Raw genomic sequence first — 18,380 nt, 5'->3', positions numbered from 1 at the left:
TTGGTAACGTTATCAAGCGAAAGGGGATCCATGTCCGCCTCCATGCCCTCCGGAGTGACCAGTCAGTACGACAAGAGCCCCACCATCGACCTGCCCGGGGGCCACCGGGTCTGGTCCGGCGACGATGCCTGGCAGCACCTCGCGTCGCTGCTCACCGTCGGCACGGTCACGGCCGTGGACACCTACCCCGGCAGCGACCTCGACGGACTCCGACGCGCCCTCGCGGACGCTGCGCCGGACGCGGTCCTCGTCGACGTCGAAGCAGCGGCAGCGCTGCCGAACGCCGTGATCGAGGAGCGCATCGCCGCGAACCTCACCGACGACCGCGTCTTCGGCGTGCTCGGCCACCAGGTGCTCGCGGACTTCTACGACGCCGACCGGTTGACGGCCGTCGCCGAGCAGGTCCGTGACGCCGAGGGGCCCGTCGTGGTCTACGGCTGGGGTGCGACCCTCGTCCCGACGCGGTTCGACACGGTCGTGCTCGCCGACCTCGCACGCTGGGAGATCCAGCGTCGCCAACGCGCCGGCGCTCCGAACTGGCGCGCCGACAACGGCGACGAGGACCAGCTCCGGAAGGTCAAGCGCGGGTACTTCGTCGAGTGGCGGGTCGCCGATCGGCACAAGCGGACCCTGTTCGACCGGATCGACCTGTTGCTCGACGCGAACGGCTCGATGGCCGAGGCGAAGCTGCTCGAGGCCGCCGGGTTCCTCGCCGGGCTCGAACTCGCGAGCCGACGGCCGTTCCGCGTGGTGCCCTTCTTCGACCCCGGGGTGTGGGGTGGGCAGTGGATGAAGGAGGTCCTCGACGTCGGGGACGCCGACAACTACGCCTGGTGCTTCGACTGCGTGCCCGAGGAGAACAGCCTGCTGCTCCGGTCGGGCGACACCGTGGTCGAGGTCCCCGCGCTCGACCTGGTCTTCCGGCACCCCCGCGAGCTCCTCGGCGCGAAGACCCACGCACGCTTCGGCGCAGAGTTCCCGATCCGCTTCGACTTCCTGGACACGATGTCCGGCGGGAACCTCTCCTTGCAGGTGCACCCGCTCACCGACTACATGCAGCAGACCTTCGGTATGCCGTACACACAGGACGAGAGCTACTACCTGCTCGACGCGACAGACGACGCAGTCGTCTACCTCGGGGTGCGTGACGACGCGGACCCGGAGGCCATGCGGGCGGCGCTCCGGGCGGCTGCCGACGGATCGGACCCCTTCCCCGCCGACCGGTACGTCAACACCTTCCCCGCGAAGAAGCACGACCACTTCCTCATCCCCGCCGGCACCGTGCACTGCTCCGGTGCTGATTCGATGGTCCTCGAGATCTCGGCGACGCCGTACATCTTCACGTTCAAGATGTGGGACTGGGGTCGGGTGGGGCTCGACGGCGTTCCGCGACCGGTGCACCTGGACCACGCGTTCGCGAACATCCAGTGGGAGCGGCGGACCGACTTCGCCCGCGACGAACTCGTGAACCAGGTGACCGAGGTCGCCCGCGGCGACGGCTGGGTCGAGGAGCGGACGGGGCTGCACTCCCTCGAGTTCATCGAGGTGCGACGGCACTGGTTCGACGGCGTCGTCCCGCACGACACCGACGGCACCGTGAACGTGCTCAACCTCGTCGAGGGCGCCGAGGCCGTCGTCGAGAGCCCCGACGGAAGCTTCGAACCGTTCGTGGTGCACTACGCGGAGACGTTCATCGTGCCGGCGAGCGTCGGGCGCTACACGATCCGACCGTGGGGTCGCGGGGTGGGGCAGCGCCTGGGGACGGTCAAGGCGTCGGTACGGGGTACTGGTCTGAGCGACTGACCGAACGACGGACACGGCGGGCGGCCCCGGCGGTGGGGTCCGCCCGCCGTGTCCGTCCGTCGGCCCCGGCGGAGCGATCAGACGGAACGGTCGAACCGCGTCCACGTGACGGATGCCCCGACGAGCGGCGCGCGCGCTCCGAGGGCAGCAGGCACGATCACCGGACCGTCGACGGCCATCGCGCCGGGAGGGCCTGCAGCAGCGCCGGACGGGACGGTCGCGCCGGCCGCATCAGCAGCGCCGGACGCACCGGCCGTACCGGCCGTGACTCCCCTCTGGAGCGGCGCCCCGATCACGTCCCAGGACCGCGCGACCGAACCACCGACCACCACCCGGGTCGCGGCGAACTGCGCCACCCACGGACCGACCGCGCGGCCGAGTGCCAGCATCGCCGCTGCCACGACGTCCGCCGCGACGTCGTCTCCCGCACGAGCCAGCATGCACAGTTCCTCGACCGAGCACGATCGCCCGGTGCGGGCGGCGTACGCGGCACGGAGCGCTCGCGTCGACACGGTGTCCTCGAGCGGCCGGCCGTCGATCACGAGTCGGTGCACTTCGCCGGCCTCGGGTACCGAATCCCCTTCGTCGACCTCCGCGCCGTCGCGGAGGAAGGCCGAACCGACACCGGTGCCGAGGGTGATGCAGACGATCCGGGCAGCCCCCGCGCCTGCTCCCGCCGCCCACTCGCCGATGCCGTAGGCGACCGCGTCGTTGACGAACCGCACCGACCGGGGCGCCACACCGAGCCGGTCGGCGAGTGCGGCACGGAGGTCCACCCCGGCGAGCGAGGCGAACTTCTCGACCCCGGTGAAGGTTCCCCTGCCTGCGGCGGTGTCGAACGGCCCGGGCATGGCGATGCACCATCCGCGCACCGGCACCCTCGCGGCGAGTGCTCGTGCGGGTCCGACCAGCTGGTCGAGCAGGGCATCGAGCGGTGCGTGCGGGTCGACGGTGCCGTCGCGCTCGGCGCGGACGTCGGCCGGTGCAGCGGTGTCCACGAGCGCCGCCGTGACGTGGCTCCCGCCGACGTCCATGACGCCGACGGGAGCCGCGCTCGTCTCACCTCCGCTCAACTGACGTCGCCGAGTCGGTCGGTCGGCCAGGCGAGGGCTGCGAACACCTGGACCACCGCAGCCTGGTCGAGCGTCGCTGCCGGGCGGTCGAGGTCCGGGTCACCGCCGCCGCTCGGCTGGAAGTGGAACAAGCCGGTGGTGGCGTCGCGGTTGTCCCGCCAGGTCGTGTTCGCCCAGCGCTCCGCAGTTGCCCGGTAGGAGGGGTCGTGCTGGACCGAGTCGAGCAACAGGAGGTCCTTGAAGTAGAACGCGTTGAAGATCGCCGGCTGCTGCTGGAGTCGGTCGTCCGCCTTCCAGTACCGCAGCGAGGCGCGAGCAGCCGCGGAGGCTTCCCGGAGCCATGCGGCGTCACCCGTCGCCCGGTAGAGGATCGTGGCGGTGCCGATCATCGCGCCGGAGTTGTACGTCCAGAGCGTCCGGTCGACCGCGCCGTCGTCGGCCAGGCTGTTCTCGTAGAGACCCGTCGACTGACGGAGGCAGCGGTCGTTCCAGTCGAAGAGCCGCGTGCTCCAGGTGAGGTACGAGGTGTCGTGCGTCTCCTCGTACAGGTGGGCGGCGAGCTGTGCCGTCAGGCCGGTGACGTTGGCACCGCGCGTGGTGTTGTCCGGGCGGTCGATCCAGTCGGACCCGCCAGGGCAGGCGAGGGTCGCGTCGGTGTTCCAGCCGCGGACGGCGATGCGGAACGCGGCACGGGCTCGCGCCAGGTCGGCCCGGGCGCCGGTTGCGCGGTACTGCGACACCGACGACAAGCCGACGACAGCGTTGTCGTCGTAGTAGACGTCACCACCGGTCCCGAGCGGTGCCGGCAGGTACGACTCGTAGCCCGGACGCTTCCCGGTGGGGTCCGCGAAGTAGTGCTCGAACCCGGCCGAGCGGGCAGCCGCGGCGGAACGGTACGCCGGCCCGACGTCCGCCATGCCCTGCAGGTCGATCGCCGCCTGCGTGGCCTCGCGGTACTCCCAGAGGAAGGAGTACGGGTTGCCGGTGGTGGTGTCCGTGTTCTCTCGGTAGAGCCCGTGACCGTCGGCGCCGGTGTACAGGTGGTCCTGCATCGCGTCGTAGGTGGCGCTCGCGCGCTGCTGCCAGACGTCGCCGCTCGGCGCCGCGGCGCTCGCGCTCTCGGGCGCGCCGGCGACGACGACTCCGAGGACGACCGTCGCAGCCAGGACCTGCGCCGCTCGTGTCGACCGCTTCCGTGTGATGCTGAGCATCGTTGCTCCCCTCTGTTGGTATCGTTACCATACGGCGGCACCAAGCCGGTCACAAGCATGAGTCAGCGCACGAGGTCGACCACCCGCGTCGCCCGGTCCAGGAAGGCGTCGTCCGACGTCGTGACCACGGCGGCGGTCCCCGACCGCTCGACGAGCCCCGCGACGAGGTCGACGATCTCGGCCGCCGTCGCGCTGTCGAGCTGCGCGGTCGGCTCGTCGGCGAGCAGGAGCGCCGGCCGCCCGACGATCGCCCGCGCGATGCCCACGCGCTGCTGCTGGCCGCCGGAGAGTTCGTCCGGGCGCTGCTGCCCGTGTCCCTCGAGTCCGACGAGCGCGAGCGCCTCGGCCACCGCGCGGTCGCGAGCTCCGGGCGAGGTGCGTCGGATGCGGAGCGGCACCTCGACGTTCTCGGCGGCGGTGAGCACCGGCAGGAGCGCGAAGTCCTGGAAGACGAACGCCAGCCGGTCGCGGCGGAGCGCCCGGAGGCCGTCGGCGTCGCGGTCCGCGAGCAGGACGCCGTCGACGGCGACGGTTCCGCGCGTCGGTCGGTCGAGGCCGCCGAGCAGCCGGAGCAGCGAGGACTTCCCCGATCCGGAGGCGCCGCGGACGACGACGAGCTCGCCGCGGTCGGCACGGAGGTCGACGTCGTGCAGGACCGTGAGCGGTCCGGCCGGGGTGTCGTGCTCGAGGCCGAGGCCCACCGCCTCGAGCACCGCTGCGGTGGTGGTCATCGGACGTCCTCCTCGTCGTCACCGCGACGGACCACCACGTGGTCGTCGCGCAGGCTGAGCCGCACCCGGTCACGGATGCCGAGCGCCTGCTGGAACGACTCCGGCAGTTGCAGGCGTCCGGCGTCGTCGATCACCGCGAACTCCTCGCCGGGGCTGCCGCCGAGGTCGTCGCGGATGGTCTCGGTCGAGGTCCGCCCGTCGCGGATCCGGACCGTGCGGCGGACCTGCTCGGCGACGGCCTGGTCGTGCGTGACGATGAGGACGGTGACGCCCTCGTGCTCGTTCACGGCCCGCATCGTCGCGAGGACGGCCCGCGCGGCCTCCCGGTCGAGTGCACCGGTCGGCTCGTCGGCGAGCAGCACACGGGGCCGGTTCGCGAGCGCGACGGCGACGGCCGCGAGCTGCTGCGGTCCGCCGGGCAGGTCGGCGGGCAGCCGGTCGGCGTGGTCGGCGAGGCCGACGAGGGCCAGGACCTCACGGACGCGCGATGCACGTGCCGCTCCGCGGACCCCGGCGACGGCGAGCACCGCGGCGACGTTCTCGGCGACCGTCAGGTACGGCACGAGGTTGCGCGCCGTCTGCTGCCACACGAACCCGACGCCCGATCGGTGGAGGCGTGTACGACCGGCACGGGTGAGCGCACCGAGGTCGACGTCCGCGACGACCGCCTGCCCGGCCGAGGGCACGTCGAGTCCGGACAGGATGCCGAGCAGCGTGGACTTGCCGCTGCCGGACGCCCCGACCACGGCGACCATCTCACCGGCGCGGACGACGAGGTTGAGGCCCTGCAGCGCCTGGACCTCGACGTCACGCGAGCGGAAGATCCGGACGAGGTCCCGGCAGACGATGTCCGGGGTGGCGGTGGCGCTCATGCGCTCCTCCTGGATCGGCGGTGGTGGGACGGCGGGGTGCCGGTCCGCACGGCGAGGGCGAGCACCCCGGCGAGCGCGAGCAGCACCCCGAGGACGACGACCCCGAGCAGGACCGGGTCGACGACGACGACCGGTCGCACGGTCGAGCCCGTGAACGAGCGGAGGTCGGCGGACAACAGGGTGAGCGCGACCGTCCCCACGGCGACGACGACGCCGGTGGCGAGGGAGGCGAGCAGCAGCGGCAGCGTCTCCACGACGACGATCGCGCGGGCACCGGCGGGGTCGAGCCCGAACACGTCGAGCAGCCGTGCGCGCTCCCGCCGCCGACGTCCGGCGAGCAGGGTGGCGACGACGAGCGCACCGATCCCGAGCACACCGCCGAGCAGGGCCGACACGAGGGCGACCAGGCGGGTCCCGGGGATGCGCGGGTCCGCGTCGAGCTGCCGCTCGGTCCCGACGGCGGTCGTGACGGAGTCCACCTGGACCGCCTGCCGGATCGCTGCAGCAACGGGTTCCGGACGGGCCCCGGCGTCGGTGCGGACGAGCACGCGGTCGACGCTGCCGGAGTCGGTGAGCTCGTCGGCGAACCGGTCGTCGAGGAGCACCCACCGCTCGGCGCTCGTGAACGGCACGGGGGTGTCGACCGAGCCGACGATCCGGACGTCGGTGGACAGCGCGCTCGGGTCGCGCCCGGCGACGGCTGCGACCGCTCCCGACGCGAGCACCGGCACCCGTCCACCGACCTCCTCGCGCAGCGACCGCGGTGACGGCAGCGCCCCCGGGACGCCGCGCTGCACCGCGGCGAGCGCGCGGGTGTCCGCGACGAGGACTACCACGGACACGCTGCCCTGCGGGGTGTCGAGGTCGAGCTGCCCGGTGGTGGAGACGCCGACTGCCTCGTCGACCCCGGCCACCCGAGCGATGCGGGCGACCTGGTCGGCGTCGAGCGCCGGCGCGCTGACGGAGAGGTCCGCTGCGACGCTGCGGCGGGCGGCCTCGGCGACGCCGCCCTCGAGCGTGCTGCCGACCACGGTCGAGAAGAGCGCCACCGCGATGCCGATCACGGCGACCACGAGCGGGACGGCCTGTCCGGCGGTGTCGCGCGCGGCCGTGGCACCGCCGACGAGCCGGGCGCTCCCGCGTCGCCGACGCCCACGGACGAGGAGGCGACGGAGGACGAGGGGCAGGACCCGGAGGACGACCAGGACCCCGACGGCGGCGAGCAGGAGCGGCAGCACCGCGGCGAGCGGGTCGACGCTGCCGCCGGGCGCGCTCGTCGTGACGCCGTTCCGGACCGTGACGACGGCGGCGGCGAGGGCTGCGACGACCACGACCCCCTCGACGACCAGCCGCACGGGACGCACCCGCCGTGCGGCTCCGCCGGCGTCGTCGTGCACGAGGCCGGACGGCGCCTGCACGGCCGCCGCGACGCACGGGACGGCTGCGGCCAGGGCGGCACCGACGAGGACGTCGAGTGTCGACGGGGTCACCGGCCCGAGCGGCAGCCGTTGCACCACCGCGGCGAGCACCGCGCCGACGACCGCTCCCGGCACTGCGGCGACGGCGACCAGGGCGGCAGCGAGCCCGCGCGTCGTCGTCCCGGAGGCCCCGCGCGCGGCGAGCAGCCGGAGTCGCGGGCCCGCACGGTCGAGCACGAGCCGGGCGAGCAGCACACCGAGGGCGACGAGCGCGCCGGCGGGCCCGGACCCGAGCGCCGCGGCGAGCGTGGCGACCGTGGTGTCCCGGGCCGCCGCTGCGGTGAGCAGCTCGGGCAGGTCGGTGGAGAACGTGGTCACGCGGGACGGCGTCGAGGGGACGGGGGCACGGGTGCTGAGGAACCGGCGGGTGTCGTCCACGACGGCGGTGCGGTTCGCGACCGTCACGGCGTCGGACCGGACCGGGATCCACGCCCGGCCCTGGAGCGGTCGGCCGCTCGCGGCGAGGACGCCGAAGTCGTCGACCGCGGTGTAGGCCGTGCCGGTGACGTCGACGCCGCCGGCCGAGTTCGCCGTGGTCGCCGGGCGGAGCGTCGTCGGGGTGTGCGCCCACGCCGGGTCGTCGCGGTCGCGGGGCTCCCAGATGCCGGCCAGGCGGAGGGACGCGCCGTCGGTCGTGCGGACCTCGCCGACCCGCCAGCCGATCGCACGGGCGACGGCGGGCGAGAGCGCGACCTCGAGCGAGCCGTCGCCGGTCGACGCCCGCGGCGCGCAACCCGTGGTGAACCGGACCCGCTCGGTGAAGCCCGGGTCGGTGGCGAGCGCGACGGACGCCGGGACCTTCGACGGCAGCCCGTCGAGGGACAGCGGCCGGGTCGTCGCCACCCAACCCGGTCGTCCGGTGGCCGCGCGGAGGGCGGTGGGCATCGACCGCTGGATCGCGACGAGGCTCGGCTGCACGCCGGCGAACGTCTGCTGGCCGTCCTCCGGGGAGGTGAAGGCGTCCTGGGCGACGACCGAGAAGGTCGCCTCGAGGTCTCGCTCGCGGGCGGTGGCACGGTCGAGGTCGGCACGGGTACCGGCGGTGCCGAGCGCACCGAGCAGCGGGAGGACGGCGCCGGCGAGCAGCGCGGCGACCAGGGTCACCACCGCGATGGCGAGCAGCGGTGCGGCGTGGGCGCGGAGCACCCGCACGAGGGCGCTCACCGGTCCACCACCGGCTCGGCTCGGACCGTGCGTGCTGCTCGGGCCGCAGCGAGGGCGACCACGACGGCGCTCCCGGCGACCATCACGACCGGCAGGACGGCGGTCCCGAGCGCGATCGGCACGGGCTGTGCGGTGACGAGGCCGGCGGACCCGGGGACCGCGGCGATGGCGAAGGGGGCTGCGGTCGTGGCGACGGTGACGATGCCGCCGACCACGCCGCCGAGCACCGCGGCGACCACCGGGACGGCGAGCTCCGCCGTCCGGACCGCCGCCGCCTGCCCCGGTGTGACGCCGAGCGCCCGGAACGCGGAGACACCGCGGGCCGGGCCGCGCGCGGGCGACGACCCGGACGCACCGGTCCCGCCGCCGGCCGTGGCACCGGCGAACACCACGAGGGCGAGGAGCGCACCGGCACCTGCGACCACGGCGAGCGCCCCGATCGCCGGACCGAGCACCGGTGCCGAGGAGACCGACGCCGCGGTGCGGACGCTCCCGGAGACCGGCAGGCTCCGCTCGACGACGGCTCGCGTGGCCGCCGGATCGGACGTCGCGATCCATACCTCGTCGACCCGTGGCACGCTGCCGGCGGTGTCGGTCACGGCCGGGCCGCCGAGGACCATGAGGTCGGTCAACGTCGGCAGGTCCGTCGCCACCGCGAAGGTCGAGCCGCTGCCGTCGACCTGCGGGACGGTCCCGGCGACGCGGACGTGGAGCGTGCGGGAGACCGAGGCGAGGTCGAGGTCGACCGGCGAACCCGTCCGCACGCCGAGTCGCTCGGCCAGCGCGGTCGTGAGCACGACGGGCAGCCGGTCCCCGTCGGTGGTCGGGCCGAGCGGGATCCGGGGCGCGGCGCGGAGGTCCTCGAGGTCGGCCCGTCCCGGAGCCCCGTCGAGCCCCGGGACCGAGACGGAGACCGGGACCCGCAGGCGGTCGGAGCCGAACACGGCGTCGGCCTCCGGCGGTCGGGCGCTGAACGACAGCGCGGGCTCGACCGCGAGGACCCGCCAGCCGGAATCACCGTCCGGCAGCGTGGCGACGAGCGTCGCCGACTCCCCGAGCCCCACACCCGCACCCGCACCGTCCGGCGAGGACGAGGACGGAGACGAGGACGAAGACGAAGACGGCGCCGCCCCGTCTCGGACCAACGGCAGCTGCACCGCGACCCCGTCCGCATCCGACACCCAGAGCACCGACCGGACCACCCCCACGGCCTGCGGCGCCGCGGACCCGGCGAGGGTCGCCGACCCCACGGCGACCGACACCTCGACGCGCGTCGTCCCGTCCGGCAACGCCGTCCCCGCTCGTGCGGACCCCGCGGTCGGTCGGGCGACCGCCGTGCCCGACGACCCGAGCAGGCCACCGGCGGCACCGGCCGGCAGGGCGACGACGGGGACACGCTGGTCCCCCGCCGTCGCCTCGTCCACGAGCACCGGCACCGCGGCCGTCGCCGCACGGCCGGCACCGGGCAGCGCTTCGCGAGCCGTCGCCGCACCGCCGACGCCGGGCAACCCCTCGCGGGTCCCCGTGCCGACCGCGTCGTCGCCGTCCGTCACCACTCGCACGTCCGGACCGACGAGGACGTCCGCCGTCGCCCGGTCCGTGCGTGCGGTCGTGTCCTGCAGGCCGACGACGAGTCCGCCCACCGCCACCGCGGTCGCCACGAGCACCACCACCGGCGCGGTCGACGCCCAGCCCCGGGCGAGCGTCCGCACGACGAGCGCACCGACCAGCCCTCGCCGACGCCCCACTCCCCGTGCCGCCACACCGGCGAGCGCCCCGACCAGCAGCACGGTCACGAGTCCCGCTGCCAGCACCGTCAGGACCGGGGACACGGCGGCGACCACGTCGACCACGAGTCGCCCGGCAGCCGCCCGGCCGAGGATCCCCACCGTGAACAGCCTGCTCGTCGCGACCACCGCGCCTGCGACGAGCAGCCCGGTCGACACGACGGTCGTCCAGGCTCCGGCAGGCGCCGCGGACGTCGTCCCACGCAGGGTCGTCAGGATCGAGGCGCCGACCGTCACCACCACCGCACCGAGCACCGCGACCACACACGCGAGCACACCGGGGACGACTCCACCGACCATCGACCCCACGACCGCGAGCGCGCAGCCGACGAGTGCCGCGCCGCAGGCGACGACGCCCGCCTCCGCGGCGGCCCACCGGACGAGTTGCGACCTGCTCGCACCACGTGCGGTGAGCAGGGTCGTCTCGCCTGCGCGGGCGTCGCGGAGCCTGCCGAGCAGCACGCCGACGGCGACGAGCGCCAGCACCGCGCCGAGGGCGACCGCGATGCCGACGAGCGCCCGGGCGGTCGCGACCGCGGATCCGAGCCGGACGAGCGTGTCGTCGAGCGTCCCGGTCACGTCCGCGCCGGCGAGCGCACCCGAGTCCGCCCCGGTGGCCGCGTCGACCGCACGGAGCCCTGCCCGGAGGCCGTCGGGGTCGGACGACGCGCCGCCCGTGGTGCGCGGCACGATCGTCCACGTCGCGCGCGCCGACCCCACGACCTCGCCGATCGCGTCGGCCGGCACCACGACCGGACCGGCGACACCGGCGTCGACACCGGAGCCGACGTCCGACGCACCCGCCCACCGTGCGGCACCCGGGTCGGTCGCGCGCCACGTCGCCACCACGCGGAGCGTCGTACCGCCGTGCGTGTCCGGCACGACGACGGTGTCGCCGACGGCCAGGCCGAGCCGCCGGGCGGCGTCCGCCTGCACCGCGGCCGGCACGGGGTCGGAACCGGCGCCGGTCCGCAGGTCGGGCCACGTGCCCTGGACGGTCCGGGCGACCGACGGGAGGTCCGGGGCGGCAGCGATCCGCGCCTCCCGTGCGGTGCCACGCACCTCCACCGCCGTGGTCGCCGAGGCGGCCCACGTCACCATGGTGCTGTCGGCCGGGAGGCGCGTGGCGAGCGCCGCGTCCACGCTGCGTCGCTGCGCGGCCGGGTCGTCGTCGAGCTGCTGCGCGACCACGAGCGAGGCTGCGCGAGCGGGCTGTGCGGCGAGGACCGCGGCGGCGCCGCGTGCTGCGGCGGTGTCGGCGAGTCCGAGGAGGAGGAGCGGCAGGGCGACCGCGGCGGCGACCACGAGGGCCAGGGTGCTCAGGAGCGCGCGCCGGGCGAGGGCACGTCGGAGCGCGAGTGGTCGTGGCGGCCTCACCGTCGTCGCACCTGCGCCCCCCGCTCTCCGTCGACGTTCCGACAGTAGTGGGCGACGGGCGCGCGCCGGTGTCGATCGTGTTGCAGTTGCCGACACCTGCCGGAGATCAGGCCGGTGCGGCTCCGCGCGGCGGGCCCGCTCCCGGGCTTCGCGTCACTCCGACGACGGAGGGGCGGCCGGCGCCTCCCAGCTCGCGGTGTAGACGTCGGCGACCGCGGCCCACAGCACGTCCCGCGCCTCCAGCAGCGTCCGCGGACGCGTCGGTCCCGCATCGAGGACGACGAACTCGTGCGGGATGACGCGGCCTGCGCGGTCCGTTCGCCCCTCCGGATCGGGGAATCGGACGGCGATCGTCGTCGGCTCAGCATGGAACGCCTCGGCGTCCCCACCGACTCCGACGAAGGCCCGCTCGTAGACGGCGAGTGGATCCGGCACCCCGCCCGTCCGGAGGATGCGGAACCCCCAGGTCCGTCCTCGCGTCGCCCAGACGAACGTCACTTCGGGCTCTCCTGCAGGATGCGCTCCTCGACCGCCCGGTCGAGGTCGAGGCGGAAGCCGGAGAGCACCGTGGTGAGGAAGTCGTGCCGGTCCTTCGCCGACTCGTGCACGTCGTGGATCGCGGTCCGCGCGCGCCGGACCGCGGAGTCGGCGACCATCGGGAGGAACATCGAGACGAGCCTGAGCGGTCCGGGGAGCTTCACCTTGCGCATGACCAGCAGGAGGACGGGCCCCGCGTGCTTCATGAGCTCGTCCGCGACCTTGCTGCCCTTGTGCAGTGCTCCGGCCCACCGGACGTGCCGTGAGAACGGCAGCATCGCCGCGATGGGCAGCACGAGCCGCACCCCGATCTGCTGGTCGACGTCGATCCGGCCGGGTTCGAAGCGGGCGGAGGAGAGCAGCACGAAGTCCTCACCGAGCGAGAACGCCTCGGGCTCCTCGACGAAGGCGGACAGTTCGTCCTGCAGACGGTTCATCTCTGCACCGACCTTCTCGACCATCAGGTCCCGGAATGCGACGACGTCGAGGTCCGGCAACAGGTCCGCCTTCGAGAGGCCGAAGAGCCAGATGCGCGGGAAGCGGACCAACCGGCCGCCGTCCTCTGCGATGTCGTCGCGGAGTCGGGAGAGGTGCGTGCTGTAGTTCGTAAGCAGCGCCTTGAGGTACCGCTCCTCCTCGCCGACGTTGTCGATGAGCCGCTGCGCATCGACCAGGAGGACGGCCACGTCCGCCCCCAGCAGCGACCGGAACGTCTCGGTGCGTCGGTCCTGCTCCTCCTGGCTCGCGGGGTCCTCCTCGAACCACTCGCCGGGGTAGTCGTGCCACACCAGCCGGAGCTCCTCGGCGGCGCGCTTCTGCTGCTTCCCCTTCACCGGTGCGGACGGGCGACGCTTGATCGAGAAGACGTACCGCGACGCGCGGAACCGGTCGGTGATCGGCGTCTTCGCCGCGTTCTTCATGCCGAGGAAGTTCTGGTGCAGGCGCCGTCCCTGCGCGGTGTCCTCTGCGACGACGTCGTACGGGCTCGTCGCGCGGAAGGCGCCCTCCTGGGCCGACCCGTAGAAGGACGAGAGCAACACCGTCTTCCCGCTGCCGGCCTCACCGAACACGGCGATCGACTGTTCCCGAGCCACTCTCGACTGCTTCATCCCTCGAACTTAGAGGGGCTGCCCGGAGACGGACCGGAGGCGCGGGACGGGCTGTCCGGGAGGGACGGTGGACCCACCCAGTTCGGGGGAACCGAGCGATGGTCGAGTCCGAGCGCACCTAGGATCCTCACGAGTACTCGACGCCTTGCCCGGTCCCCCTGATCGCCGCTCGCCCGCGTCCGTCGAGAGGCCCCCGTTGCCCCGTCCGCACCTCCTCCGTCGTGGCGTCGCCGCCGCGACCGCCGTCACGATCGTCGCCGGAGCCGCGGTCGTCGGACTCGCCGCACCGGCATCCGCGACCACTGCTTCCGTCGAGTTCACGACTGCGGGCGCACACCAGTTCGTCGTCCCCGCCGGCGTGCAGTCGATCCACGTCGAGGCGCTCGGCGGCAGCGGCGCCCAGTACTACTTCGCGGAGAACCGGGGCGGCGCAGGTGGGTTCGTGACGGCCGACCTGCCCGTCACCGGCGGCCAGGCCTTCACCGCGGTGGTCGGCGGGAACGGATCGGGCGCGACGGGCGGCTACAACGGCGGTGGAGCCGGCGGCGTGATCGAGTACAGCAACGGTGCCGGCGGCGGCGGCGCGACCGATCTCCGCAGCGCGCCGGACGACCTCGCCTCGCGCGTGCTGGTCGCTGCGGGCGGCGGCGGCGGGCAGAGCGAGGCGCTCGGTGGCGACGCTGGAGCACCGGGCAACTCCCGGGGCTGCGACATCGACACGATGGCCCGACCGGGTACTGACTCGGCAGGTGGCGCCGGCGGCGTCTGCGGTGGCTACGGGCGAGGCACCGACGGGACGCTCGGGCAGGGCGGTGACGGCGGGACGGACGCCGGTGCCGGTGCGACCGGGGCCGGCGGCGGCGGCGGCCTTTACGGCGGCGGGGGCGGGAGCCCCTGGGGTTCCGGCGCCGGCGGATCGAGCTTCGTGACCCCGACGGCACTCGGGTCCACCGTCGGCATCGGCGCGTACCTCGCCTCCCCGTACCTCCGGATCAGCTACACCCGGTCACCGCTGAACGGGATCTCCCTCCAGGTCAGCCCGTCGCGGCTCACCGCTGACGGCACCTCCACGACGGTCGCCACCGCTCGGCTCACGAACGCCGCCGGCACCCCGGCCACCGGGGAGGACGTCAAGTTCACCAGCTCGGCCGGCAATTCGTTCGGCCCGGTCTCGGACCGGGGGAACGGCCTCTACACGGCGACGATGACCGCGACGACGAAGGCGACCACGGTGGCCGTGACCGCGCAGGTCTTCGACGGTCGGTACGGCTACGCCGCGACGGTGTACGTCTCGCAGGACGCCGGCCCGACGAAGGCGCTCGCGGTCACGGTGTCACCCGGTACCCTCCCCGCCGACGGCACGTCGACCGCGGTGCTCGAGGTCAGGACCACGGACCAGTACGGCAACCCCTCGGCGAGCGGGATCCCGACCCTCGTGTCCGACAGCGGAAACGCCGTCTCGACCCCGACCGCCGCCGGGCAGGGCGTCTGGCGCGCCACCGTCCGGGCGACGACCACGGCGGGCCCGGTGCGGATCACCGCGACCGATCGCGCCTCGTCGGCGACCGGCGTTGCGACCTTCACGCAGGTCGCCGGCGCGGCGACGTCCGTCACGCCCGCCGTCTCCGTCCAGACAGTCCCGGCCGACGGCACCTCCGACCCGGTCGAGGTCGTCACCACGGTGGTTGACGCCAACGGTAACCCGGTCGTCGGCGCCCGACCGACCCTCACCTCGAGTGACCCCGAGTCCGTCGTCGGGAGCTCCGAGGACAACAGTGACGGGACCTACACGACCCTCGTGACGCCGTCCCGGACCCTCGGGACCGTCACCCTCACCGCATCGGTCGGCACCGCTTCGGGGACGGTCAAGTTCCGTCAGGTACCGGGTGCCCCTGCTCGGGTCCGGATCACCAGCCAGCCGGTGACCGTGGTCGCCGACGGCCGCACCTCGACCCCGGTGTCGGCGACCGTGGAGGACGCCGCCGGCCATCCCCTGGCCGATGTGCCGGTGTCGTGGTCGACCGACGACAGCGAGCAGCGCATCACCGGTGAACGCGAGGTCGGTGACGGCACGTACACGGCGGTCGTGCGCGCCAGCACCACGGTCGGGACGTCCACGCTCAGCGTCACCGCGCCGACCGCCAGCGGCCGGTCGACCGACACCCAGCCCGTCGAGCAGACGGTCGGTGCCCCGGCCACGGTGACCGTCACCGCCGCGCCCGACCGCATCAACGCCGACGGCACCAGCACGACGGTCCTCGATGCGACGGTGACCGACGCCTGGGGCCACCCCGTCGACGGTCGCTCCCCCGCCCTCAGCGCCTCCGACCCGCGGGTGACCTTCTCGTCGGTCCGAGCGACCGGACCGGGCACCTACCGTTCCACGATGACGTCGTCCACGACCGCGGGCACCGTCACGGTCCGCGTGACCGACGAGGACGCATCGGGGTCCGTCACGGTCGACCAGGAAGCCGGTGCGCCGACGGACCTGCGCCTCGTCGTCGGCACGCCCGTCGACCAGGGTGACGGGACCTTCCGGACGGTGGTCACCGCCATCGTCACCGATGCGTTCGGGAACGTCGTCGCGGCACAGCGGCCCACGTTCCGCCTCGCCGACCGCCGAGCGACGCTCTCAGCCCTCCGTCAGCTCGACGACGGCACGGTCGAGGTCTCGGTGACCGCCCCCGCCGGGGTCGACACCACCGTGACCGCATCCCTCGGGTCGATCGACGCGACGACCGAGGTCCCGGCCGGGACCGAGGTCGCACCGCCCGCCGCGGGTCTGCCCACCGAGCCCGTCGCTCCCACGCCGATCGCCACGCCGGGAGCGCCGCGCACCGCCGACGCCCCCGCGGTCGAGCACCGGACCACGCCGTCGGCGCGGGAAGGACTTGCCTACACGGGTGCGAGCGGTCTCGCCGGGACGGGCGTCCTCGCGTTCCTGGCGATCGCACTCGGTCTGGTGCTGCGGGCAGCACGTCGCCGCCACTCCGTCTGACACGGGCGATCACGGGTCGGGAGGTGCGGTGCCGGTGGGAAACGCGTCGCCGGCTCGTGCGTCGTGACGGCTCTCAGGGCAGCAGCGTGCGCAGCTTCCGGATCGCCCGGGTGTTGAACGGCGCCTGCCCGTGGTAACCCCGCGCTCCCGACGGCCGACGGCCGCTCAGGGGGTACCCGATGATCTGCGCGCTCGACAGCCCGAGGGCGTGCAGGTGCGCGACGGCCGTGCGCGCACGTCGCACCGCCCGCTCGTCGGGCAGTCCGCCGTGACTCGCGTCGAAGAGCCGGACGAACCCCTCCTCCACCGCCTCGCTCATCTCGAACCCGAGGACCTCGCCGCTCTGCACGTCGCGGGCGCCGACGAACTGCGCCCACCCGGCCAACGGAGCGGACGGGTCCTCGGCGACGACTGCCACGCAGTCGACCGGCACGCGGAGTCCGGCGAGGAGCTCGTAGCTCGGCCGCACCACCGCGAGGACGGTGCCGGCCGGGATCGGGGTCCGGGTGCGGAGCGTGCGGTGCGGCCACCCCGACAGTGCTTCCGGCACGAGGGCCTTCCCGTTCGCGACGACCAGACCACCGAGTCCGCGGTCCTGCCGGAGTCGGATCGCGGTCCCCGCCGCCTGCTCGACGCTCGTCGCACTCCACGGGACGAACAGCGGTTCGGTGCGCTCGTCCGTTCCGACGACCCTCACCGGCCGCGCAGCCGTCGCCCGGCCGCGGAGTCGTTCCACGAGGCGGTGCTGCCGCCGACCTCGGCCCGGTGCTGTCCGTCGTGCCCGTCGGCGCGACCACAGCGCCAGCGGTCGAAGACGCTCATGCAGAGGTCGCGGGCTGCCGTGTCGGCGCTGGGCGCGGGGTCGTCGGCCAGGGGCTCCAGGCGGGGGGTGGTGCCGTCGGGTTCGGGGATCGTGTCGTGGTGCATCTCGCTTTGTGGACGTCCATCGGGACGAGAACGTCACAAAACGACGGACGACACGCCGCCCGGGCGGTGTCCGACCGCGCAGTGCATGCTCGGAGGTCCGACCGATCCGCGTCGGACGGCCGAGGGCGAAGGGTGGGGATGGACGACGACGACCCACTCGGACGAGCGGTCGACGCGACCCTCGTGGTCCGTGCCGCGGACGGCGACGTCCTCGCCTTCGAGGTGCTCGCCCGACGGCACGGGCCGCTGATGCGCGTCTACGCCGAGCAGGTCCTCGCGTCGAACGTGGAGTCGGACGACGTCGTGCAGGAGTCGTTCCTGACCGCCTGGCGAAAGCTCGCCGACCTGCAGGAACCCGCGCGCTTCCGGTCCTGGATGCTCCAGATCACCACGCGGAAGGCCCTCGACCGGCTCCGCACCCGACGGCACCACGACGACGTCGACGAGGTCGCGCATCCTGCCGACGCCGTCCGGACGCCGGAGCGTATCGTCGAGACGCGGCTGCAGTACGACGCGCTGTGGGCGGCGCTCGACCGACTGCCCACCGACCAGCGCCGGTGCTGGCTCCTCCGGGAGACCGCGGGCATGTCCTACCAGCAGATCGCCGAGGAGCTCGAACTGCCGCCCTCGACGGTGCGGGGACTCCTCGCCCGCGCACGACGGTTCCTCGCGGCGGAGATGGAGGGGTGGCGATGAGCATCGACGACCACTCCGTGCCCGACGACGACCGCTCGGCGCCGGACGACGGCCGCTCCGTGCCCGACGACGACCTCGACGGCCACACGATCGAGCAGCTCGCGGACTACCTCGACCGCGGCCGCACGCCCGCCGACCCCACCATCGAGCAGTCCCCCGGATGCCGCCTCGCCCTGTCGAACATGCAGCGGCTCCGCGAACTCTCCGCCGACGCCCTGCAGCAGCGCGCCGACGACGACGCGGGCCGCGAGACGGCCTGGGTCGACCGGCTGCTCGACGCGATCCGCGCCGAGGTCCGGTCGGGCCGCGACGTCCCCGTCGCACACCCGGACCCCCGTCTCCGGCTCGCCCTCACCGAGGCGGCCGTCCGCGGCGTCGTCCGCCGGGCCGGCGACGCCCTGCGCACCGTCGTGATGGGCCGGTGCGTCCTCGACGGCGAGATCGACACCCCGGGTGCGCCCGTCCGCGTCGACCTCACCGCCAGCCTGCTCTACGGCGCATCGGCCGACGAGACCGCCGACGAGCTCCGCGAGGCCGTCCGCGTCGCCCTCGAACGGCACACCGACCTGCGCATCGAGTCGATCGACGTCCACTTCGACGACGTCTTCCTGCCGTGA

14 protein-coding genes are annotated in these 18,380 nt (G+C 74.2%); 4 read left to right on the top strand and 10 right to left on the bottom strand.

The window, feature by feature from the left end; genetic code table 11:
* The first annotated feature begins 30 nt into the window (after positions 1 to 30).
* Entirely contained in the window at positions 31 to 1,803 is a 1,773-nt protein-coding gene (locus tag ACY3FI_RS01045; RefSeq protein WP_462548866.1) for a class I mannose-6-phosphate isomerase, read from the top strand.
* A gap of 77 nt (positions 1,804 to 1,880) precedes the next feature.
* Here the strand turns inward: ACY3FI_RS01045 and ACY3FI_RS01040 are convergent, their stop codons facing one another.
* The 8 genes from ACY3FI_RS01040 to ACY3FI_RS01005 form a co-directional block, all read right to left on the bottom strand.
* Positions 1,881 to 2,837, bottom strand: coding sequence for an ROK family protein (locus tag ACY3FI_RS01040; RefSeq protein WP_462548865.1), 957 nt, complete (start codon positions 2,835 to 2,837; stop codon positions 1,881 to 1,883).
* Between the two features lie 35 nt (positions 2,838 to 2,872).
* Positions 2,873 to 4,087: a glycoside hydrolase family 76 protein gene (locus tag ACY3FI_RS01035; RefSeq protein WP_462548864.1), complete on the bottom strand. Its 1,215-nt coding sequence runs from the start codon at positions 4,085 to 4,087 to the stop codon at positions 2,873 to 2,875.
* 62 nt (positions 4,088 to 4,149) lie between these two features.
* Positions 4,150 to 4,818, bottom strand: a complete 669-nt coding sequence (locus ACY3FI_RS01030) for an ABC transporter ATP-binding protein (protein ID WP_462548863.1) — start codon at positions 4,816 to 4,818, stop codon at positions 4,150 to 4,152.
* The gene (locus ACY3FI_RS01025; RefSeq protein ID WP_462548862.1) at positions 4,815 to 5,690 is read right to left on the bottom strand and encodes an ABC transporter ATP-binding protein; all 876 of its coding nucleotides are present in this window, start codon (positions 5,688 to 5,690) and stop codon (positions 4,815 to 4,817) included. The genes ACY3FI_RS01030 and ACY3FI_RS01025 overlap by 4 nt, the downstream gene beginning before the upstream one ends.
* Positions 5,687 to 8,332, bottom strand: coding sequence for a hypothetical protein (locus ACY3FI_RS01020; RefSeq protein ID WP_462548861.1), 2,646 nt, complete (start codon positions 8,330 to 8,332; stop codon positions 5,687 to 5,689). Before ACY3FI_RS01020 ends, ACY3FI_RS01025 begins: the two co-directional genes overlap by 4 nt.
* A complete protein-coding gene (locus tag ACY3FI_RS01015; protein ID WP_462548860.1) occupies positions 8,329 to 11,496 on the bottom strand; it encodes a hypothetical protein in 3,168 nt (1,055 codons plus the stop codon). The genes ACY3FI_RS01020 and ACY3FI_RS01015 overlap by 4 nt, the downstream gene beginning before the upstream one ends.
* A gap of 153 nt (positions 11,497 to 11,649) precedes the next feature.
* A complete protein-coding gene (locus tag ACY3FI_RS01010; RefSeq protein ID WP_462548858.1) occupies positions 11,650 to 11,994 on the bottom strand; it encodes a hypothetical protein in 345 nt (114 codons plus the stop codon).
* Positions 11,991 to 13,127, bottom strand: coding sequence for a TRAFAC clade GTPase domain-containing protein (locus ACY3FI_RS01005; protein WP_462548857.1), 1,137 nt, complete (start codon positions 13,125 to 13,127; stop codon positions 11,991 to 11,993). Before ACY3FI_RS01005 ends, ACY3FI_RS01010 begins: the two co-directional genes overlap by 4 nt.
* Before the next feature lie 211 nt (positions 13,128 to 13,338).
* Here ACY3FI_RS01005 and ACY3FI_RS01000 point away from each other — a divergent pair, with 211 nt between their 5' ends.
* Positions 13,339 to 16,140, top strand: a complete 2,802-nt coding sequence (locus ACY3FI_RS01000; RefSeq protein ID WP_462548856.1) for an invasin domain 3-containing protein — start codon at positions 13,339 to 13,341, stop codon at positions 16,138 to 16,140.
* Between the two features lie 73 nt (positions 16,141 to 16,213).
* Here the strand turns inward: ACY3FI_RS01000 and ACY3FI_RS00995 are convergent, their stop codons facing one another.
* Both ACY3FI_RS00995 and ACY3FI_RS00990 read right to left on the bottom strand, forming a co-directional pair.
* The gene (locus tag ACY3FI_RS00995) at positions 16,214 to 16,837 is read right to left on the bottom strand and encodes a hypothetical protein (protein ID WP_462548855.1); all 624 of its coding nucleotides are present in this window, start codon (positions 16,835 to 16,837) and stop codon (positions 16,214 to 16,216) included.
* Complete coding sequence (locus ACY3FI_RS00990) at positions 16,834 to 17,067, bottom strand: hypothetical protein (protein WP_462548854.1); 234 nt, start codon at positions 17,065 to 17,067, stop codon at positions 16,834 to 16,836. Before ACY3FI_RS00990 ends, ACY3FI_RS00995 begins: the two co-directional genes overlap by 4 nt.
* Before the next feature lie 138 nt (positions 17,068 to 17,205).
* On the opposite strand from ACY3FI_RS00990, the gene ACY3FI_RS00985 reads away from it, so the two are divergent.
* Both ACY3FI_RS00985 and ACY3FI_RS00980 read left to right on the top strand, forming a co-directional pair.
* Positions 17,206 to 17,763: an RNA polymerase sigma factor gene (locus ACY3FI_RS00985; RefSeq protein WP_462548853.1), complete on the top strand. Its 558-nt coding sequence runs from the start codon at positions 17,206 to 17,208 to the stop codon at positions 17,761 to 17,763.
* Positions 17,760 to 18,380 carry an Asp23/Gls24 family envelope stress response protein gene (locus ACY3FI_RS00980; protein WP_462548852.1) on the top strand — a complete coding sequence of 207 codons (621 nt, stop codon included), beginning with the start codon at positions 17,760 to 17,762 and terminating at the stop codon, positions 18,378 to 18,380. Before ACY3FI_RS00985 ends, ACY3FI_RS00980 begins: the two co-directional genes overlap by 4 nt.

The sequence above is a fragment of the Curtobacterium sp. RM9 genome, assembly GCF_054956955.1.
Note: the sequence above shows the minus strand (reverse complement) of the source record. Positions and strands in the feature narration are given on the sequence as shown.